This window comes from Rhizobium sp. SG570 (genome assembly GCF_012275345.1).
GTDB classification, from domain to species: Bacteria; Pseudomonadota; Alphaproteobacteria; order Rhizobiales; family Rhizobiaceae; genus Rhizobium; species Rhizobium lusitanum.
Genome location: NZ_JAAZQI010000004.1, coordinates 326,073 through 345,080, shown reverse-complemented (window position 1 = coordinate 345,080; position 19,008 = coordinate 326,073). Strand labels below are relative to the sequence as shown.

18 protein-coding genes are annotated in these 19,008 nt (G+C 61.8%); 13 read left to right on the top strand and 5 right to left on the bottom strand.

The features are described from left to right. Position 1 precedes the first annotated feature (1 nt). Positions 2-598, top strand: a complete 597-nt coding sequence (locus FHT28_RS11505; protein ID WP_168596310.1) for a cysteine hydrolase — start codon at positions 2-4, stop codon at positions 596-598. A 50-nt stretch (positions 599-648) separates the two neighbouring features. Here FHT28_RS11505 and FHT28_RS11500 read toward each other — a convergent pair whose 3' ends face one another. Together FHT28_RS11500 and FHT28_RS11495 are read right to left on the bottom strand one after the other, a co-directional pair. Beyond that, complete coding sequence (locus tag FHT28_RS11500) at positions 649-1,491, bottom strand: ferredoxin--NADP reductase (RefSeq protein WP_246704848.1); 843 nt, start codon at positions 1,489-1,491, stop codon at positions 649-651. Between the two features lie 140 nt (positions 1,492-1,631). Continuing rightward, on the bottom strand, positions 1,632-2,078 hold the full coding sequence (locus FHT28_RS11495; RefSeq protein ID WP_047552745.1) for a MarR family winged helix-turn-helix transcriptional regulator: 447 nt from the start codon (positions 2,076-2,078) through the stop codon (positions 1,632-1,634). Positions 2,079-2,441: 363 nt separating this feature from the next. Between FHT28_RS11495 and FHT28_RS11490 the strand changes: the two genes are divergently transcribed. The 7 genes from FHT28_RS11490 (at position 2,442) to FHT28_RS11460 (ending at position 11,193) form a co-directional block, all read left to right on the top strand. After that, positions 2,442-3,935 (top strand): 6-hydroxynicotinate reductase, encoded by a 1,494-nt coding sequence (locus FHT28_RS11490; protein WP_047552748.1) that lies wholly within the window; start codon positions 2,442-2,444, stop codon positions 3,933-3,935. 19 nt (positions 3,936-3,954) lie between these two features. Then, the gene (locus tag FHT28_RS11485) at positions 3,955-4,896 is read left to right on the top strand and encodes a UPF0280 family protein (RefSeq protein WP_168596309.1); all 942 of its coding nucleotides are present in this window, start codon (positions 3,955-3,957) and stop codon (positions 4,894-4,896) included. After that, on the top strand, positions 4,889-5,473 hold the full coding sequence (locus FHT28_RS11480; protein WP_037197101.1) for an amino acid synthesis family protein: 585 nt from the start codon (positions 4,889-4,891) through the stop codon (positions 5,471-5,473). The genes FHT28_RS11485 and FHT28_RS11480 overlap by 8 nt, the downstream gene beginning before the upstream one ends. Then, positions 5,470-6,054 carry an amino acid synthesis family protein gene (locus FHT28_RS11475; protein WP_168596308.1) on the top strand — a complete coding sequence of 195 codons (585 nt, stop codon included), beginning with the start codon at positions 5,470-5,472 and terminating at the stop codon, positions 6,052-6,054. Before FHT28_RS11480 ends, FHT28_RS11475 begins: the two co-directional genes overlap by 4 nt. A 73-nt stretch (positions 6,055-6,127) precedes the next feature. Next, complete coding sequence (locus tag FHT28_RS11470; RefSeq protein WP_037197104.1) at positions 6,128-8,227, top strand: hydantoinase/oxoprolinase family protein; 2,100 nt, start codon at positions 6,128-6,130, stop codon at positions 8,225-8,227. Next, a complete protein-coding gene (locus FHT28_RS11465) occupies positions 8,224-9,969 on the top strand; it encodes a hydantoinase B/oxoprolinase family protein (RefSeq protein WP_168596307.1) in 1,746 nt (581 codons plus the stop codon). Before FHT28_RS11470 ends, FHT28_RS11465 begins: the two co-directional genes overlap by 4 nt. Before the next feature lie 42 nt (positions 9,970-10,011). After that, the gene (locus tag FHT28_RS11460; RefSeq protein WP_168596306.1) at positions 10,012-11,193 is read left to right on the top strand and encodes an acyl-CoA dehydrogenase; all 1,182 of its coding nucleotides are present in this window, start codon (positions 10,012-10,014) and stop codon (positions 11,191-11,193) included. Positions 11,194-11,262: 69 nt separating this feature from the next. On the opposite strand, the gene FHT28_RS11455 is transcribed toward FHT28_RS11460, so the two are convergent. Continuing rightward, positions 11,263-11,748 carry a MarR family winged helix-turn-helix transcriptional regulator gene (locus FHT28_RS11455; RefSeq protein WP_168596305.1) on the bottom strand — a complete coding sequence of 162 codons (486 nt, stop codon included), beginning with the start codon at positions 11,746-11,748 and terminating at the stop codon, positions 11,263-11,265. Between the two features lie 252 nt (positions 11,749-12,000). Between FHT28_RS11455 and FHT28_RS11450 the strand changes: the two genes are divergently transcribed. From FHT28_RS11450 to FHT28_RS11435, 4 genes are all read left to right on the top strand, one after another. Next, entirely contained in the window at positions 12,001-13,188 is a 1,188-nt protein-coding gene (locus tag FHT28_RS11450; protein WP_168596304.1) for an ABC transporter substrate-binding protein, read from the top strand. Positions 13,189-13,326: 138 nt separating this feature from the next. Further along, positions 13,327-15,222 (top strand): ABC transporter permease, encoded by a 1,896-nt coding sequence (locus tag FHT28_RS11445; RefSeq protein ID WP_246704847.1) that lies wholly within the window; start codon positions 13,327-13,329, stop codon positions 15,220-15,222. Continuing rightward, positions 15,219-16,001: an ABC transporter ATP-binding protein gene (locus tag FHT28_RS11440; protein ID WP_168596302.1), complete on the top strand. Its 783-nt coding sequence runs from the start codon at positions 15,219-15,221 to the stop codon at positions 15,999-16,001. The genes FHT28_RS11445 and FHT28_RS11440 overlap by 4 nt, the downstream gene beginning before the upstream one ends. Continuing rightward, positions 16,001-16,702, top strand: coding sequence for an ABC transporter ATP-binding protein (locus FHT28_RS11435; protein WP_168596301.1), 702 nt, complete (start codon positions 16,001-16,003; stop codon positions 16,700-16,702). Before FHT28_RS11440 ends, FHT28_RS11435 begins: the two co-directional genes overlap by 1 nt. A gap of 563 nt (positions 16,703-17,265) precedes the next feature. On the opposite strand, the gene rpsU is transcribed toward FHT28_RS11435, so the two are convergent. Continuing rightward, the gene (gene rpsU, locus FHT28_RS11430; RefSeq protein WP_037193112.1) at positions 17,266-17,505 is read right to left on the bottom strand and encodes a 30S ribosomal protein S21; all 240 of its coding nucleotides are present in this window, start codon (positions 17,503-17,505) and stop codon (positions 17,266-17,268) included. 243 nt (positions 17,506-17,748) lie between these two features. On the opposite strand from rpsU, the gene FHT28_RS11425 reads away from it, so the two are divergent. Next, positions 17,749-18,000 carry a hypothetical protein gene (locus FHT28_RS11425; protein WP_168596300.1) on the top strand — a complete coding sequence of 84 codons (252 nt, stop codon included), beginning with the start codon at positions 17,749-17,751 and terminating at the stop codon, positions 17,998-18,000. An 8-nt stretch (positions 18,001-18,008) separates the two neighbouring features. On the opposite strand, the gene FHT28_RS11420 is transcribed toward FHT28_RS11425, so the two are convergent. Further along, complete coding sequence (locus FHT28_RS11420; protein WP_168596299.1) at positions 18,009-18,998, bottom strand: NAD(P)-dependent oxidoreductase; 990 nt, start codon at positions 18,996-18,998, stop codon at positions 18,009-18,011. Between the last annotated feature and the right edge of the window lie 10 nt (positions 18,999-19,008).

Sequence of the window (19,008 nt, the reverse complement as noted above, 5' to 3'; positions counted from 1 at the left end):
GATGACAGCGCCGTCGCTCACCAATTCCCGCCATATCGTCATCGACATGCAGCGGCTTTTTGCCGAAGAAACGGTCTGGCACACGCCGGCGGTAACCGAGATCCTACCGAACGTGCTTGATCTGACGCACGCCTTTGCCGACCGGACGCTGTTTGCCAAATTCATGGTGCCTGCCGCACCAAGCCATGCAACGGGTCGGTGGCGAACCTATTACGAGCGCTGGTCGATGCTGACGACGGGAACGATGGATCCGGCGATGCAGGATCTGGTCGCCCCGCTCGCGGCCTTGGCTGAGCCTCGAAACGTGATCGAGAAGACCACCTATTCCATTTTCGGCGCGCCGGGTTTTCATGAGCGGATGATCGCAGAGGGTGTCGATACGCTAATTTTCAGCGGCGTGGAGACGGATGTCTGCGTTCTGGCGAGCCTGTTTCACGCGATCGATGCCGGCTTTCATGTCATCGTCGCGAGCGATGCGATCGGCAGTTCGACGCCGCTGTCACATGCGGCAACCCTCGAACATATATTGTCGCGCATGCCCGAGCAGGTCGAATTTCGGACCACGGTCGAGCTGGTCACTGCCGCATCCCACGCTTGAATAGGAAATACTCGAAACCGCTTCTACGGTTTCGAGCCTGATCGATGCGCTCAGCCGACGAAGGCGCGCTCGATGACGAAGGTGGCCGGGGCATTGTTGGCGCCTTCGACGAGACCGAAGGATTCCAGAACAGCCTTGGTATCCTTCAGCATCGCCGCCGAGCCGCAGATCATGCCGCGATCCTCGTCCGGATTGATGCGCGGCAGGCCAGTCTGTTCGAAGAATTCGCCGCTGGTCAGAAGGTCGGTGATGCGGCCCATGCGCGCAAAGGGCTCACGCGTCGTTGTCGTATGCAGGCGAAGGCGATCGCCGACGAGTTCGCCGATCAGCGGATCGTCCTTCAGCGCCTCGACCATCTCCGTGATGTAAGTGAGTTCGTCTACGTCCCGGCAGGTCTGGACGAGAACAATCTCCTCGAATTTCTCGTAGGTCTCCGGATCGCGGATCAGGCTTGCGAAAGGCGCGACACCGGTACCGGTCGACAGGAGGTAGAGCCGCTTGCCTGGGATCAGCGCGTCGAGCACCAGCGTGCCGGTCGGCTTCTTGCGCATCAGCACAGTGTCGCCGGGCACGATCTTCTGGAGATGCTCCGTCAGCGGGCCGCCCGGAACCTTGATGGAATAGAATTCGATCTCCTCGTCCCAGAAGGGGCTGGCGATCGAGTAGGCACGGAAAACAGGACGATCGGCATTCGGCAGGCCGATCATGATGAATTCGCCGGAACGGAAACGGAATTCCGCCGGGCGCGTGATGCGGAACTTGAAGAGCCGGTCGGTGAAATGCCGTACCTCGGTCACCGTCTGCACAAAGACATTCGCGGGCACCGGAAACGCCGGCGCGGTACCCGCCTGCTGACCGTCGGTGATGACTGCTTCTTCCGCTGACAAGCTCATCCGTTTTCCCTCGTCTTATTTATTTATTTCATTTGTACACGAATGAATTTTGTCGCGCAATCCATTCCTTCCGCCGAGAACGCAATGTTTTGTCACAATCGAAGACGTAAGGATGAGATCGACGGTTTGACGGCAGCCGCTCAGCAGATTTTCTGCAGCAGTTCGAGGAACATCATCCGCTCGCCGGAGGTGAGCGGCGCCAATGTCTCCTCGGTCGCCGCGACCGCCGCGCCGACATTCGCGGCGATGACCGCGAGGCCATCTTCGGTCAGCGACAGGACGACCCGGCGCCCATCATTTTGGTCCGGCGCGGTGGCAACGAAACCGCGCTTCACCAGGCGGTCTACGACCCCTTTGACGGTCGCGACATCCATCGCCGTTTCGCGCCCGAGCTGGTTTTGCGAGCAGGGTTGGATTTCCTTAAGCTTCGAAAGCGCCGACCATTGCGTCGTCGTCAACTTGTCGCCGATGGCATTGGCGAAGATCGCGACATGCCGCTGGTTCGCCTGCCGGAGAAAGAACCCGACCTGCCGATCGACATGGTATGCGGGTGCGGCGGATTGTCTGTCTTCATGAGATTTCTGCATTTGTCCCGCCCCGGATCTGCGCATATGGTTGCGATGTGGATAAGCTGTTCCAGATTCAAAAGATTAGAGCGTCATTGTCGGTTGATGTAAACGCTCGAGGTCCCAAGCCTCTACTTTGAACACCATATTTGTCAACGCCATAGCCCGGCCGATAACAGGGCTGGTCGCAGGCGGCGGCAAAGTCCATCCAGGCGGACGGCAGCATTTTTGCCAGGGCTCCCCACCGTCGCTTGACAGGACGGAAAGACCGGCTGATACTCATTCGCATACAAATGAAAAATTGGGAACAATGACGGTCAAATATCCGTCCATGGGCTAATGGCAGCACCACCGGACAAGCGGCCGTGTTAAAAGGAGAGTGCCATGGTCAAGCAACGCGTGGAAAGCGTCGCAAACGGCAAGATACGCTGCGATGCCTGTCCCGTCATGTGCTACATCTCCGACGGCCGGTCCGGCGCCTGCGATCGCTATGCCAATGTCGGCGGCGAGCTGATCCGCGTCGATCCGCTGACGATCATCGAGAACACCATTTCCGAAGGCGGCAATGTCGTGCCGTTCCTGGCCCAGCCGGGCGAGAGCGAATGGGACGGCGACATCGTCCACGCCACCAGAAGCTTCATCACCGCCGTCGGCGCCGGAACGACCTATCCCGATTATAAGCCAGCACCCTTCATCGTGTCGCAGCAGGAAAACGGCGTCGACATGGTGACCGTCGTCACCGAAGGCATCTTCAGCTATTGCGGCGCCAAGGTGAAGATCGACACCGACCGCTTTCTCGGCCCCGAAGCCGCAACCGTGTTGGTCGACGGCGAAGCCATCGGTCACGTCACAACAGGCGAATACGGCTCGCAGATGCTGTCGCTCGGCGGTGTGCACCACCTGACCGGCGGTTCGAAGAAGGAAGGCCGCGTTACCTGCGACGCGCTCTTGAAGCTCTGTAATGGCGAAGCCGTCGACATGCAGGTCGATGGCGGGGTCAGCCTGACCATCAAGGCAGGCGCTGCTCCCGTTATCAACGACGTCGAGGAAAGCCGCATGCGCGTCGGCTGCGGCTCGGCGACCATCGGCATGTTCGCCAAGCAGTGGATGGGCCATGTCGATGAGGTGGTCGTTGTCGACGACCATATCACCGGCGTGCTCTCTGAACACCAGGCCGGACGCCTGCTCGACGTGCCAGCCACCGGCATTCGCATCAAGGGCCGGCGCTCGACGCCCGGCCGTTACTTCCAGGTCGCCGAGCCCGGCATCGGCTGGGGCGGCACCAACATCTCCGACCCCCTGACGATCCTCGGCGATTTCGACCCCAAGACGGCCTGGCCGGGCATGCGCATGCTGATGGTATCGACCACCGGCGAGCAGTACGGCTATTATATTCTCGACGACAATCTGCGACCGGAACTGCAGACAATCCTTCCCGCAGCCTTGCAGGAATCGGTCGAGATCATCGCCGAAAATTGCGAACCGGCACTCACCTCGGTCCTGTTCATCGGCGGTGCCGGCGGCAGCCTGCGGGCTGGTGTCACCACGAACCCCGTCCGCCTGACGCGCTCCGTCAAGGAAGCGCTGACCCATGTTTCCTGCGGCGGCGTTCCGGCCTATGTTTGGCCGGGCGGCGGTATCACCGTCATGGCCGATGTGACGCAGATGCCGAGCAATGCCTTCGGCTACGTGCCGACGCCCGCGCTCGTCGCGCCGATCGAATTCACCATGCGGCTCGATGATTACCGCGCGCTCGGCGGCCATATGGACGCCGTCATCCCGATCGAGCAGGCGCTGGAAATGGCCGAGCGTAGGGTCACACCGATCGGACGCGGCCCCTGGCCGACGGAAAGCAGAAATTTCCGGTGGGGCGGCTGACGACAAAGGGAGCGATAGCATGTCGCGGCCTGTTGCCCGATATCTCGATGGCGATCCAAACGGCCGGCTGCATTTGCAGCACGGGCCGATCGACCTCGTCATTGGCGTCGATGACGGCAGAGCTGAACGCAGGGACGAAGCCGAACGGCGCGCCCGTGCCTTCACTGCTGCCATCGCCCGTTTCCAGACCGTCCTTGACGAACTGGTGAGCGAACTGCCCCTGCTTCGCACGGCAGCCGAACTTGCCGGCCCGATGCCCGAGGGCTCGGTTGCCCAACGCATGGTCACCGCGGTCCGGCCGTTTGCCGCTGACCATTTCATCACGCCGATGGCGGCAGTTGCCGGTGCCGTCGCGGACGAAATCCTGGCGGCGATGTTGGCCGCGTTCGACAAGGACGACCGCCCTGCCCGCGCCTATGTCAACAATGGCGGCGACATTGCCGTGCATCTTGAAAGTGACGCGGAGTTTCATGTCCGTATGGCGCGCGAAGACGGAATTTCGCTCGGCGATTTCGCGCTCCATGCTTCCAGCCCCACACGCGGCATCGCCACCAGCGGACGCGGCGGACGCAGCCTGTCGATGGGCATTGCCGACTCGGTGACCGTATTGGCAGCGAATGCGGCGGCGGCCGACGCGGCGGTCACGATTGTTGCCAATGCCGTCGATCTCCCCGGCCATGCCGCCATCAGCCGGGCACGCGCCATCGATGTCGTCGACGACAGCGATCTCGGTGAGCGCCTGGTCGTCACCGGCTGCGGCCCCCTGACCGATGCGGAAATCGACATGGCACTTTCCTGTGGCCTTGCCAGAGGAGAGCGCTTCATCGCACTCGGCCTCATCGATCGCGCCGGCCTCTTTCTCAGGAACCAGGGCCTGCTCGCCATGCCGACCGCGGCCCGGCCATTTACAGCCTCACCTCTTTCAATCGATCAATCCATGGAGCGGTTTTCCAATGCCTGACGTCAAGATCCGCAAGTTCCTCACCATCGTAGAGGAGATTTATCACGAAGGCGGCAAGCCCGTCGCAAAGCCGCTGAAGCGGGGGGCGATCGTCGCGGTCATCGAGAACCCCTTCGCGGGCAGCTATCATGAGGAAATCACCGGTTTCATGAAGGATCTGGAGCCGCTCGGCCTCGATATGGCAAAACGGCTGGTCGCCGCGCTCGGCGGAAATGTTGCTGACGTCGAAGGATACGGCAAGGGCATCATCGTCGGTCAGGCCGGCGAGCTGGAGCACGGCGCCCTCTGGCACGCGCCGGGCGGCTACGCCATGCGTGAAGTGCTGGGCGGCGCCAAGGCGATCGTGCCTTCCTCGAAGAAGGTCGGCGGCCCCGGCACGCGGCTCGACGTGCCGGTTACCCATATCAACGCCTCCTATGTGCGAAGCCATTTCGACTCGATAGAAGTCGGCGTGCCGGACGGCCCGCGCGCCAATGAGATGGCGGTCGTGCTTGTCATGACCACCGGTCCGCGCGTCCATGCCCGCAGCGGCGGCCTTAAGGCCGAGGACATCAAGGGCGAGGACGGCCTGCGTTGAGCGCTGAGATCCGCCAGATCACCGTCTTCGTCGAGGAGACACTGACCGAGATGGGTCAAACCATCTCGCCACCGACGCGCAAGGCTGCTGCGGTCGCCGTCATCGCCAATCCCTTCGCCGGCCGTTATGTCGAGGATCTGACGCCGCTGATCGAGATCGGCGCGGAACTCGGCGGCCTGCTTGGCCGCAAATGCGTCGAGGTGCTCGGAATTTCGCCGGCGCAGGTCGAAAGCTATGGCAAGGCGGCGCTGGTCGGTGAGGATGGCGAGCTGGAACATGCGGCCGCCCTGCTGCATCCATCGCTCGGCAAGCCGCTGCGCGAGGCGGTGGAAAAAGGCGCCGCACTTGTGCCCTCCTCGAAAAAGCGCGGCGGCCCCGGCCGGCCCCTCGATATTCCGCTCGGGCACAAGGATGCCGCCTATGTGCGGTCGCATTTCGACGGGATGGAGGTGAGCCTCGCCGACGCGCCGCGTCCGGCGGAAATCATGGTGGCCGTCGCCCTTACCGATAGCGGCCGGCCGCTTGCCCGCGTCGGTGGGCTGAAGGCGTCGGATATCGAAGGCAAGGATGGTCTGCGCTAGGGGCATGCTCGAAGATCGCGGCGCTTGACAGCGGTTCGATCTCGTCCATAAATTCATTTGTATACAAACAATAATGGGAACAGTCGTGACTCAGTCTTTTCCGAATGAACCATCGGGCCCGACACCTGAACAATCGCAGGTCGCGGGCATCGATGTCGGCGGCACGTTCACCGATCTCGTGCTCTTCGACACGGTCTCCGGCAAGGTCCGTCTCGCCAAGACGCCGACCACGCTCGACAATCAGGCTTTCGGCGTTCTCAACGCACTGGATGCGGCTGAGGCCGATGTTGCGGCGCTCGACCTCATCGTGCACGGCACCACCACCACCACGAATGCCGTTCTGGAGCGCAACCTCTGCCGCACAGGTCTCATCACCACACGCGGCTTTCGCGACGTGCTGGAGCTCGGTCGGCGCACGCGCCCGAACCCCTACGGCATGAAGGGCGAGTTTCGCCCGATCATCCCGCGCGACCTCAGGCTCGAAGTTCCCGAACGCATGGATGCCGCCGGCAACGTGCTGATCCCCCTCGACGAGGAAGCGCTCCGCATTGCGCTCAAAGCCCTGGTGGATACAGGTTGCGAGTCGTTGGTCATCCACTTCCTGCATGCCTATGCCAATCCGGCGCATGAGTTGCGCGCCGGCGAGATCGCCGCCGAGATCTGGCCGAACGGCAATATCACGCTCGGCCATGCGCTTCTGTCCGAAAGCCGTGAGTTCGAGCGCGGCGTCACGGCGGCCGTCAATGCATCCGTGCAGCCGCTCCTGGCGCGCTACATCGAGCGCCTCGCCGATCAACTCGCCACCAAGGGCTACAGGCACGACGTTCTCGTCATGAACGGCAATGGCGGCATGGTGTCTGCGCGCCACGTCGCCAAGGAGGCCGCAAAGACCGTCATGTCCGGTCCCGCCTCCGGCGTCATGGCAGCGGCCTATACCGGCCGGCGCGCCGGCATCCCCAACCTCATCACCTATGATATGGGCGGCACGTCGACCGACGTTGCCCTCATCCGCAACGCCGAACCGGCTGTTTCCAACGAGATCGAGATCGAATATGCCATGCCGATCCATGTGCCGATGGTCGATGTGCGCACCGTCGGCGCCGGCGGCGGTTCGATCGCCAAGATCACCGCCGCGGGCCTGCTCCAGGTCGGCCCGGAAAGCGCCGGCGCCATGCCGGGGCCGATCTGCTACGGCCGCGGCGGCACGACGCCGACCATCTCCGACGCCAACCTGCTGCTCGGCCGCCTCAACCCCTCCAGACTCAACTCGGTTCCCGGCAGCATTTCCATCGACGACATTCGTGACCTGTTCGAGGAAAAGCTCGGCCGTCCGCTCGGGCTCGACGCCACGGCGGCGGCGGCGGCCGTCATCCGTATCGCCAATGCCCGCATGGCGGACGCCGTGCGCATGGTCTCGGTCAGCCTCGGCGAGGATCCACGCGATTTCGCGCTGTTCTCCTTCGGCGGAGCAGGCCCCCTGCACGCGACCGCGATCGCGCGGGAGCTCGGCATTCCAAGGGTGCTGACACCGTCCCGTCCGGGGATCACCAACGCGCTCGGCTGCGTCGTTGCCGATCTTCGGCACGATTTCGTCAATACGGTCAACCGCCCGCTCGATGTCGCCGATATGGACGCGGTGCACGCACTCTTCGAAAGGCAGTCGGCGGAAGGACGCCGCCTGATCGGCAAGGAAGCGGTCGCCATTCGCGAGATCCGTGAGATTTACTCCGTCGATATGCAATTCATCGGCCAGACGCATCTGCTGCGCGTGCCGCTGCCGAGCGCAATGCCGACCAGGGCCGAACTGCAGGCACGGTTCGAGGAGGCTTATTTCAACCGCTTCCATGTCGAACTTCCGGAAATCCGCGCCAGCCTCGTCAACGTCAACACCTCGGTCATCGGCCGGCGCACCGAGATCGATCTGTCCATGCTGATCGATGCTGCCGGTCGCAAGGCGACACTCGCCGAAGCGCAGACCGGCATGCGGCCGGTCTGGTTCGACGGCTGGCGGGAAACGCCGATCTACTGGCGCGATCATCTGCCGCTCAAGGCAACCATATCCGGACCGGCGATCATCGAGCAGATGGACACGACCATCATCCTCGAGCCCGGCGACGTCGCCACACAGGACGACGACGGCAATATCATCATCACGATCGGAGCCGGCCAATGAGCATCGACCCCATCACGCTGAGCGTCATCCAATCCGGCCTGCAGCAGGTCTGCGATGAGATGGACCTGACCTTCTCCCGAGCCGCCTTCTCGCCCGTCATCGCCGAGGCCAACGACCGTTCGGACGGCATCTATTCGGCCGAGGACGGCTCGCTGATCGCCCAGGGGGCCGGCGGCCTGCCGGTCTTTGTCGGCACCATGCAATATTCGACCCGCACGCTGATCGAGATGATCGCCTCCGGCAAGGCAGCGGCGCCGAAGCCGGGTGACATCTATATCGTCAACGACCCCTATCTCGGCGGCACGCATCTGATGGATGTGCGTTTTGCGATGCCCGTTTATCGCGATGGCAAGATCTTTTGCTGGTTATCGAACACCGGTCACTGGCCGGATACGGGCGGCGCTGTCCCCGGCGGTTTCTCGGCGTCGGCCACCTCCGTCGAACAGGAGGGCCTGCGCCTGCCGCCGGTCCGGCTTTTCAAGGAAGGCAAGCTCGACACCGAGATCTATGCGATCATCTGCTCGAACATCCGTGTCTCCGAACAACGCATCGGTGACGTAAAGGCACAGGCGGCCGCCCTTCTTGTGGGGCAGGAACGGCTGGTGCGCATTCTCGAACGCTACGGCGACGATACGGTCGCCCAAGCGATCGGCGAGTTGCGCCGCCGAGCGGCCGAGCAGATGCGCGCCAATATCCGGCTGATCCCGGAAGGTACTTATCGTTCCGTCGCCTATATCGACAGTGACGGCGTCGTCAACGAGCCACTCGAAATCCGTCTGACGATCATCGCGACAGGCGATGAACTCTCCTTCGATTTCGAGGGATCGTCGAAGCCCTGCGCCGGACCGATGAATTCGGTGCTGGCAACGACGCTATCCTCCGTCTACCTCGCCATGCGCCATATCTTTCCTGATGTCCCGATCAGCGCCGGTGCCTTCGAGCCGTTGAAGGTGAAGACGCCAGAGGGAACCTTCCTCGACGCCCATTATCCGCGCCCGGTTTCCGGCTGCGCTGCGGAAGTCAGCCAGCGGATCGCCGAGGCGGTCTTTGCGGCATTGGTCGAGGCACTGCCCGATCGTGTGACGGCCTCGCCCGCCGGAAGTTCGGGCAATTTCGCGCTCGGCGGCCACGATCCGGAGCGCGGGCGCGGCTACGTCATGTACCAGATTTCCGGCGGCGGCTACGGCGGCAACAGCGATCACGACGGGCTTGCCAACGGCTGTTCGACCATCGGCATTTCCAAGGCACCGCCGGTCGAGATCATGGAACAGCAATTCCCCGTCCTCTACCATCGCTATGCCCTTCGCGAGGGGTCCGGCGGTGCCGGCAAGCATCGCGGCGGCTTCGGTCTCGACTACGAGATCGAACTCAGGCGCGGTGCTGCCACCGCAAGCTTCGTCATGGATCACGGTCGTTTCGGACCGCAGGGCGCGCTTGGCGGCAGCGACGGGCGGACGAACAGCGTCACGGTCTGGCGCGACGGCGAAGCGATGACGCCCGAGCATCTGTCGAAGGCGCAGGATATTGCGCTGAAACCCGGTGATCGCGTTCGCGTCGGCACACCGGGCGGCGGCGGCTACGGCGATCCACTGACACGCGATCTGAAAGCGGTGAGCGAGGATGTGCGGCTCGGTCGTTATACGACGGCAGAAGCGCTCGATCTTTTCGGCGTTGTCGTGACGGCGGATTGCCATTCGGATACGACCGCCACCGAACGAGCCCGCGCCAGCCGCAAGGCGTAGACTGACAGCGATCGAGAAAAGAAAGATCTGGGAGACGACAGCATGAGCCGCGAGATTTTCGACTGGGCCGATCCGTTCCGGCTGGTGGAGCAGCTGAGCGATGAAGAACGCATGGTGCTGGACACCGCGCATGCCTATGCGCAGGAGAAGCTCGCCCCCCGCGTGCTCGAAGCCTTCCGCCATGAAAAGACCGATCCGACGATCTTTCGCGAGATGGGCGAACTCGGCCTGCTCGGACCGACGATTGCGCCGGAATATGGCGGCGCCGGCCTCGGCTATGTCGCTTATGGCCTGATCGCCCGCGAGGTCGAGCGCGTCGACAGCGGCTACCGCTCGATGATGAGCGTGCAGTCCTCGCTGGTCATGGTGCCGATCGATGCTTTCGGCTCCGAAGCCCAGAAGCAGAAATATCTGCCGAAGCTTGCCACTGGCGAATGGATCGGCTGCTTCGGCCTCACCGAGCCGAACCATGGCTCCGATCCCGGCTCGATGGTGACGCGGGCAAAGAAGGTCGATGGCGGCTATAGCCTGACCGGCGCCAAGACCTGGATCTCCAACGCACCGATCGCCGATGTCTTCGTCGTCTGGGCGAAGACCGAGGATGGCATCATCCGCGGCTTCATCCTTGAAAAGGGCTGGAAGGGACTGTCGGCGCCCGCCATCCACGGCAAGGTCGGCCTGCGCGCCTCGATCACGGGCGAAGTGGTCATGGACAATGTCTTCGTGCCGGAAGAGAACCTGCTGCCGAATGTTTCCGGCCTCAAGGGTCCGTTCACCTGCCTCAACTCCGCCCGCTTCGGCATTGCCTGGGGTGCATTGGGTGCGGCCGAGGATTGCTATGCCAAGGCGCGGCAATATGTGCTCGACCGCAAGCAGTTCGACCGGCCGCTTGCCGCCAACCAGCTGATCCAGAAGAAGCTCGCCGACATGGTGACCGAGATCACGCTTGGCCTGCAGGGCTGCCTGCGTCTCGGCCGCATGAAGGAAGACGGCCATCCGCCGGTCGAACTGACGTCGATCCTCAAGCGCAACAGCTGCGGCAAGGCGCTGGATATCGCCCGCGCCGCGCGCGACATGCTCGGCGGCAACGGCATTTCCGACGAGTTCGGCATTGCCCGCCATCTCGTCAACCTCGAGGTGGTCAACACCTACGAGGGAACCCACGACATCCACGCCCTCATCCTCGGCCGCGCCATCACAGGCATCGCCGCTTTTGCGAATTGAGGCCTGCTTTGCGGTCACGATTGACCTGAAAAAAGGCGATGCCGTCGAGCGATGGCATTTCCTGCCGGTCTATTTCTCCGTCGCGTTCGATGATTTGTCATCATGATAGTTCAGGATGCGGCGCAGCAGATAAAGCAGGGCCACTCGTTCGGCGGGATTGAGGTCGGCCATCGTCAACTCGCTGATGAGGCGGGCGGCCGGTATCATTTCCTCCAACAGGTGCTCGGCGGCCGGCGTCAGGGACATGATGATCTTGCGTCCGTCCTGCTCATCCCCGGAAGTCGTGATTAGTCCTCGTGCGGACAGTCGTTCGATGATGCCCCTGATCGTGCCCTGATCGACGGCCGTTGCCTTGACGAGTTCGGTCTGGGAACTTGGCCCATGATCGCGCAGCGCGCAGAGGGTGACGAACTGCACGGAGGTCAGATTGGGATCGGAGGCGTTTTCCTGGAAGATGGAGAGATGACGTTGATACACTCTGCGCAACAGGTGGCCCACCTGCTGCGTGACATCATAGTCGTCCGAATCCGGCCTATCGTGCTTCACATCAGCCATCCGCTGCCAAGATTAGTGTGTACACGCGAATTTCCACATTCTTCGAACGATTGGCAAGCTGGAAATACGGGATTTTCGCGCAATTTGCCTAAAAAATGCACAGAGAAAGATCTTGCATTTATAGTGAACACACCAGATCATACCTTCAGGCGACAAGCTATGGATCGCGATTGCACGCGCTCGAAATTCGATGCCGCCGATGACGTGCCGTAATAACAAGAATCAAAACAGATCAATCCAGAGAGGACGGAAATGAGAGGACTTTTTGCGATTATGGGTACGGCCCTTTGTCTGGCGGCCGGGACACAAGCGATGGCCGGTGAGATCAAGGTCGGCGAGATCAACAGCTATTCCGCGCTACCTGCGTTTACCGACCCTTACAAGAAGGGCTGGCAACTGGCGCTTGACGAGGTCAATGCGGCGGGCGGCATCAACGGCGACAAGCTCGTAATCATTTCCAAGGATGATGGTGGCAAGCCCGGCGACGCGCTGACGGCCGCAAACGAATTGGTCGCAAAGGAAGGGGTGGTGATGATCTCCGGCTCCTTCTTCTCGAATGTCGGCATGGCGGTTGCCGATTTCGCCAAGCAAAAGAAGGTTTTTTACCTGGCCGGAGAACCTCTGACTGACGCGATGATCTGGTCGAAGGGGAACGACTATACTTTCCGGCTGCGCCCGCCAAACTACGTGCAGGCCGCCATGCTGGCGCAGGAAGCCGCCAAGCTGCCGGCGAAGCGCTGGGCGACCATCGCGCCAAACTATGAATACGGACAAAGCGCCGTGGCTGTGTTCAAGGAATTGCTCCAGAAGGCCCGACCCGACGTGGAGTTCGTCGGCGAGCAATGGCCGCCGCAAGGCAAGATCGATGCCGGCTCCGTGGCGCAGGCCATCGAGGCCGCCAAGCCGGATGCGATCCTCAATGTCGAGTTCGGCGCCGATCTGGTGAAGCTGGTGCGCGAGGGCTCGACCCGCGATCTCTTCAAGGGCCGCTCGGTCGTTTCCTTCCTGACCGGCGAGCCGGAATATCTCGATCCGCTGAAGACCGATACGCCGGAAGGGTGGATCGTGACGGGCTACCCCTGGTATTCCGTCGACACATCAGCGCACAAGGCCTTTCTCGACGCTTACCAGAAGCGCTACAACGACTATCCTCGCCTCGGCTCGGTGGTCGGCTATTCGCTGGTCAAGTCCATGGCCGCCATTCTGACCAAGGCCAAGTCGACCGACACGGACGCGCTGATTGCCGCCGCCAAGGGTATTTCGGTCGACACGCCGTTTGGCCCGATCACCTATCGTGCCGCGGATCATCAATCGACGCTCGGCGCCTTCATCGGCAAGACCGCCCTCAAGGATGGAAAAGGCGTGATGGTCGATTTCCAGTACCATAGCGGCAACGACTTCCTGCCGAGCGAGGCCGACGCCGCCAAGCTCCGCCCCTAGCGGAACCGTCAAAGGCCGGCGGTTGTGGCGTCATGCCCTCCCGCCGGCAAACATGCTCGCATTCCGTCATAACGCATCGCGCCGGCGTTCGCTCCGTGGATCGAATGCCACCCTTGTTAAATGGGCAGGGAGCCTCCGTTGGACCTTTATCTTCTGCAGTTCCTGACCGGGCTTTCCAATGCCGCCTCGCTGTTCCTGGTCGCCTCCGGACTATCGCTGATCTTCGGCGTGACGCGCATCGTCAATTTCGCTCATGGCGCCTTTTACATGTTGGGCGCCTATCTGGCCTACAGCCTGACGACCCGTTGGGAAAGCGCCTTCGGCTTCTGGGCAGCACTGCTTGTCTCCGCCGCCATCGTCGCAGCCTGCGGTGCTCTGCTGGAAATTCTGCTGCTGCGCCGTATCTACCGTGCTCCCGAACTGTTGCAGCTTCTGGCCACATTCGGCGTTACGCTCGTCGTCGAGGACGGCGTGCGGCTGATCTGGGGACCGGAGGACCTCGTCGGGCCACGGGCACCCGGATTGTCCGGCGCCGTCCAGATTCTCGGCCGACCCTTTCCAGCCTATGATCTCGTGCTCATCGCTCTCGGACCCGCCGTTCTCGGCATGCTGTGGCTGCTGCTGCACCGCTCGCGCTGGGGCATCCTGGTGCGCGCTGCTACCCAGGACCGCGACATGGTCAGCGCGCTCGGCGTGAACCAGAAATGGCTTTTCACCGGGGTCTTTGCTCTCGGCGTCTTCCTGGCAGCCTTCGGCGGCGGCCTGCAAATCCCGCGCGATGCCGTCACGCACTTCATGGATCTGTCCGTCATCACCGAGGTATTTGTCGTGGTGGTAATCGGCGGGCTGGGCAGCATCGGCGGCGCCTTCCTGGCCGCCATCGTCGTCTCCGAGCTGAACGCCTTCGGCATCCTGGTGTTTCCAGGCATTTCCCTCGTGCTGATGTTCGTGGTCATGGCGGTCGTCCTTGTCCTGCGTCCCTGGGGCTTCTTCGGCAAGCCCCTGCCCGCCTCCCGCGCCGGCTATGCGGCAAGGACGACGTGGCGGCCGCTGGGCCCACGCAGCCGTGCTACCACCGTCGTGCTCATCCTTGGCGCTGTCCTGCTGCCGCTGGTGCTCGGCAATTACGGCCTCGGTGTCGCGAGCGAAGTCCTGATCGCCGTTATCTTCGCCACCAGTCTTCAGTTCATGATGTCGGTGGGCGGGCTGGACTCCTTCGGCCATGCGGCGAGCCTCGGCTTAGGTGCCTATGGGGCTGCGCTATCGGTCCAGTGGTTTGGCGCGCCGATGGAGCTTGCCGTCCTCATCGGGCCCCTCGTCGCGGCTGCCATATCCCTCGTCTCGGGTTGGTTCTGCGTCCGGCTGTCCAACATCTATTTTGCCATGCTCACCTTGGCCTTCGCGCAGATCTTCTGGTCGATCGCCTACCAGTGGGTCGACGTGACAGGTGGCGACAATGGCATCGTCGGCGTCTGGCCGTCCGAATGGGCAAGCGGACCCAAGGCCTTCTATTGGCTGACGCTCGCGGTGGCCGTCCTATCGGTCGGCTGTATCCGCTATCTGACCTTCGCGCCGTTCGGTCATGCCCTGAGGGCGCTTCGGGATTCACCGCAGCGCGCGGCGGCAACCGGCATTCCGCGCCGCACCGTCCAGCATACCGCATTCGTCGTGTCGGCTTTCTTTGCTGGCCTTGCCGGCTCGCTTCTGGCCTTTCAGAAGGGAAGCATCTTTCCTGAGGTGCTTGGTATTCCGATGTCGATCGACGGGCTCGTCATGGTCCTGCTCGGCGGTTTCGGTACGGTATCGGGCGGCATCGTCGGTGCAATCGTCTACAAGACCGCCTCGATCTGGCTGATGAGCAATACCGATCTCTCCCGCATGATCCTCGGCGGCCTCATCATTCTCCTGGTCGTCGCATTTCCGGAAGGGATCGTCGGGACGCTGGGCCGAATATTGGGGACTCGCAAGCGACGGCTCCAGATCCTGCCGCAAACCCTTTCGCAACCGGCCGCCAAAATGGGGGATGCGCCATGACCCCACCGCTTCTGTCGGTATCGCATCTAAGCAAGAGTTATCAGGGCGTCAAAGCGGTCACCGACGTCTCCTTTTCGCTTACCCGTGGTGAACTGATGGCGCTTATCGGACCGAACGGCGCCGGGAAAAGCACTTGCTTCAACATGCTGAACGGCCAGATCAGGCCCGATGCCGGATCGGTGATCCTCGATGGGGTCAAGACATCGGGCCTCTCGCCTGCCAGGATCTTCCGCCTCGGCGTCGGCCGTACATTCCAGATCGCGGAAGTCTACCTGTCCATGACGGTTCGCGAGAATGTGCAGGTGGCGATCCTGTCCCATGCCGGACATCTTTCCGGTTGGACCGGCTTCTTCGGGCGGCTGGACCGCAAATTTCGCCGCGAGGCCGAAGAGCTGATCGGCCTGATCGGTCTTGGCGACCAGGCCGATCGCGCCTGTCGCGAGCTTCCTTACGGCGACGTCAAGCGCCTCGAGCTTGCCATCGCGCTGGCCGGCGATCCGAAGCTGCTGCTGATGGATGAGCCGGCCGCCGGAATGGCCCCGCGGGAGCGCATCGAACTGATGAAACTGACCGCCAGGATTGTCGAGGAAAGACAGATCGGCGTTCTCTTCACCGAGCATGATATGGATATCGTCTTCGAGCATGCGTCGCGGATTCTCGTGCTCAATCGCGGCACGATCATCGCGGAAGGAGCCCCAGAGGCGATCCGGGCCAATCCCGACGTCCAAGCCGTCTATCTCGGCTCCGGCTTGCTTTACGCCAACAGATCGGAGGGCTGATGCTGGAAGTATCCCGTCTCAATAGCTGGTACGGACCCGCCCATATCCTGTTCGACGTGGAATTGCAGGTCGCCGAGGGCGAGGTGATCGCCCTGCTTGGCCGCAACGGCGCCGGCAAATCGACAACCTTCAAATCGATCATGAGCCTTCTCCTGTCGAAACAGGGGGAGATCCGGTTTCGAGGAGAGGATATTTCCAGGCTTCCTCCGTTCGACATCGCCCGCCGGGGGCTCGGCTATGTGCCGGAAGACCGGCGCATCTTCACCGCCCTCACGGTGGAGGAAAATCTCGAAGTCGGACGACAGGCGGGCCGAGACCGGCGCGCGGTGTGGACGCCCGAGCGCATCTACGAGATCTTCCCGAACCTCGGCAACATGCGCAGGAGACCGGCCGGCAACATGAGCGGCGGCGAGCAGCAGATGCTGACAATCGGCCGAACCCTCATGGGCAATCCCCATCTGATCCTGCTTGACGAACCATCCGAAGGGCTGGCGCCCAAGATCGTCGAGCAGATGGCCGATGCGATCCTCACGATGAAGCGCGAGGGGCTGTCCATCCTCTTGTCGGAACAGAACCTGCATTTCGCCCGGCTGATATCCGACCGCGCCTATATTCTGGAAAAAGGCGCAATCCGATATTCCGGCACCATTGTAGAACTCGAAAGCCGGGAGGATATCCGGCAGGCCTATCTCGCAATGTAATGGGCGAATGCGGGTCGAAAGAGAGGATCCGGCGCGCGTCTCAACGAAGGTTGAGCAACTCGCGTGCGCGAATGAGCTCACGGGCTCTTTGGACCTCGCCGTTCGCGATCCAGATCTGAGCGAGTTGCAATGCTGCTCTCAATTCATATGAAAGTGCCGATTGCTTCCGGGCCAAGATCCATCGATCTCATAAGGTCGACCCGTGGCGTGCTCACGCCGATCGTGGCCGCCGCATTGTCCCGGCAAGCCCACCGGCGGCAAGGCGTCGGCTCATTCCAGGCGTTGAGCATCAGGCCCCACAAAGGCCTGAACAATCGACCGCGCGCGCATCTGCCGTTTCGAAAACGGGAGAGAATGCGCCGGGGCTTTCGCTCAATAGACGTTTACAGCATTTCGTTTCGCTGTTTTCCGCCGCTCGCGCCCACATCGTCTGAAACCGTCCGCACCGGACTTAGCGCGCTTGTCATTCAAACACGATGACAACACCGCCCGCGGGAAAGGGATATCTCAAGCACGAGAAAGTCATTTTCTCGACAGCCGAAACATCCGCCACTCGATCTCCGCTAGCGAGCGGAAGCTCTTGCCTTCTTGGGGCTCGAAATACCGCTTTCCCGCTCAAGCTTTTTGCGAGCGAGTTTGCGGACACGCCTGATACCCTCAGCCTTTTCGCGAGCACGCTTTTCGGAGGGCTTTTCAAAACGCTCCCGAAGTCGGGCCTCGCGGAAAACGCCCTCGCGCTGCAACTTCTTTTTCAAAAAACGGAGCGCTTGCTCAACGTTGTTGTCACGTACCAAAACCTGCATTCTAAACTCCTAGGATCACTCACGCGCCTCATTAGATCTATGTGCCTTGATGATCAAGGCCTGGAAGACAGTTTGCCTAGATTCTCTGTCGCCACTGATTTCATGCGCATGATCGCGAATGGGGCTAGAGGTAAGCTCCGAATGCGATTAGTGGGTCAGAAGTTCATATCCTTCCGAGAGCAAAGGCCCCCAAAACCCACCTGACGATGGTTCCTGTCATTGGCAACGGGCTGGCTCACGTCAATGATCAATACCGACAATTCACCAGGTGCAGCCTTACGAACCGGCAGCCACTGCGCTTTTAGTCGTGGGTTGGACATCGAAGAGCATCGGCTTGCCCTTTATCTCTGCTTTCCGCTCAACGAAAAGCTCTCCGGCAGCTTGGTTTCCGCGATGAATTTCCAGCCCCAATCCGATCGATGCAAGCAGGGTGCGGCCGGGGTCTGCGCGTCGGTGGGGACGATCACCCTTCTGGACCAACGGAGATTGTCGTGAGGCTCCGTTCAGATGGCTAGCGCATATGGCGGCTGCTCCGCTCGCAGATTCTCCAGTGTCCGCGCGATGCCCTCTTCCAGACTGACCAGCGGCTTCAGTCCGTAGGAGCGTTGCAGCACCGTATCACCGCAGCGGTAGAAAACACCTTCGGGATGGTTCGATCGGCCTGTGACGACCGGCTGCCAACCGATCTGCCGACTGATGGTCTCCGCCAATTCGATGAAGGACATGGCGATGCCGGTCGAGAGATTGAGGCTGGCGCCATCTGGAAGCAAGTCCTTCGTCTGCCAGATGAATTCGATGCAATCGGAAATATGGATGAAATCACGGCACTGACGGCCTGTGCCCCAAACGAAAACCTCTGCCGCACCTTTTTCCGCAAGCAACCGGCGACAGATCGCCGGGAAAGGATAGGCCAAATCCTGACCCTCGCCGTAACCGCTGAACGGTCTGTAGGCGATGGCCCGTTGGCCATAGCGCTCGACATAGAGCTTCATCAGATATTCACCGGTCAGTTTCGCCCAGCCATAGCTGAGGTCGGGCATGCCGACAGAGGTATCGAAATTGATCATGTCCTCCGATAGCAGCCAATGATTTTCAACCGTCTGAAGTGACACTGGATAGGCCGCGCTGGAGCTGAAGAATACCACGGTGCCAGGCTTGGCGCGTGAGGCCCACTGCCATAGCTTCGCATCGACAGCCAGATCCTCGGCGACATCGAGCGCCCGTGTCTCCAGCGTCACGCGGCCGCCGACCAGCGCGGCTAGATGGAAGACATAGTCAAAATGCTCCGGCGGGCGGGCGAAGAAAGTGCGACAATCCTCCTGGAGAAAGGTGAAGCGGGAGCGCGTAAAACACTGCCACAGATCAGCATGAAGCGCGCCCGTCCCCATGACCAGCGGATCGACGCAGACGACATCCAGCCCTTCGGCAAGGAGTCGCCGGATAAGATGTCGGCCAACGAAACCGCAGCCGCCCGTCACCAAAGCACGTGCCATTGTCCCCCCC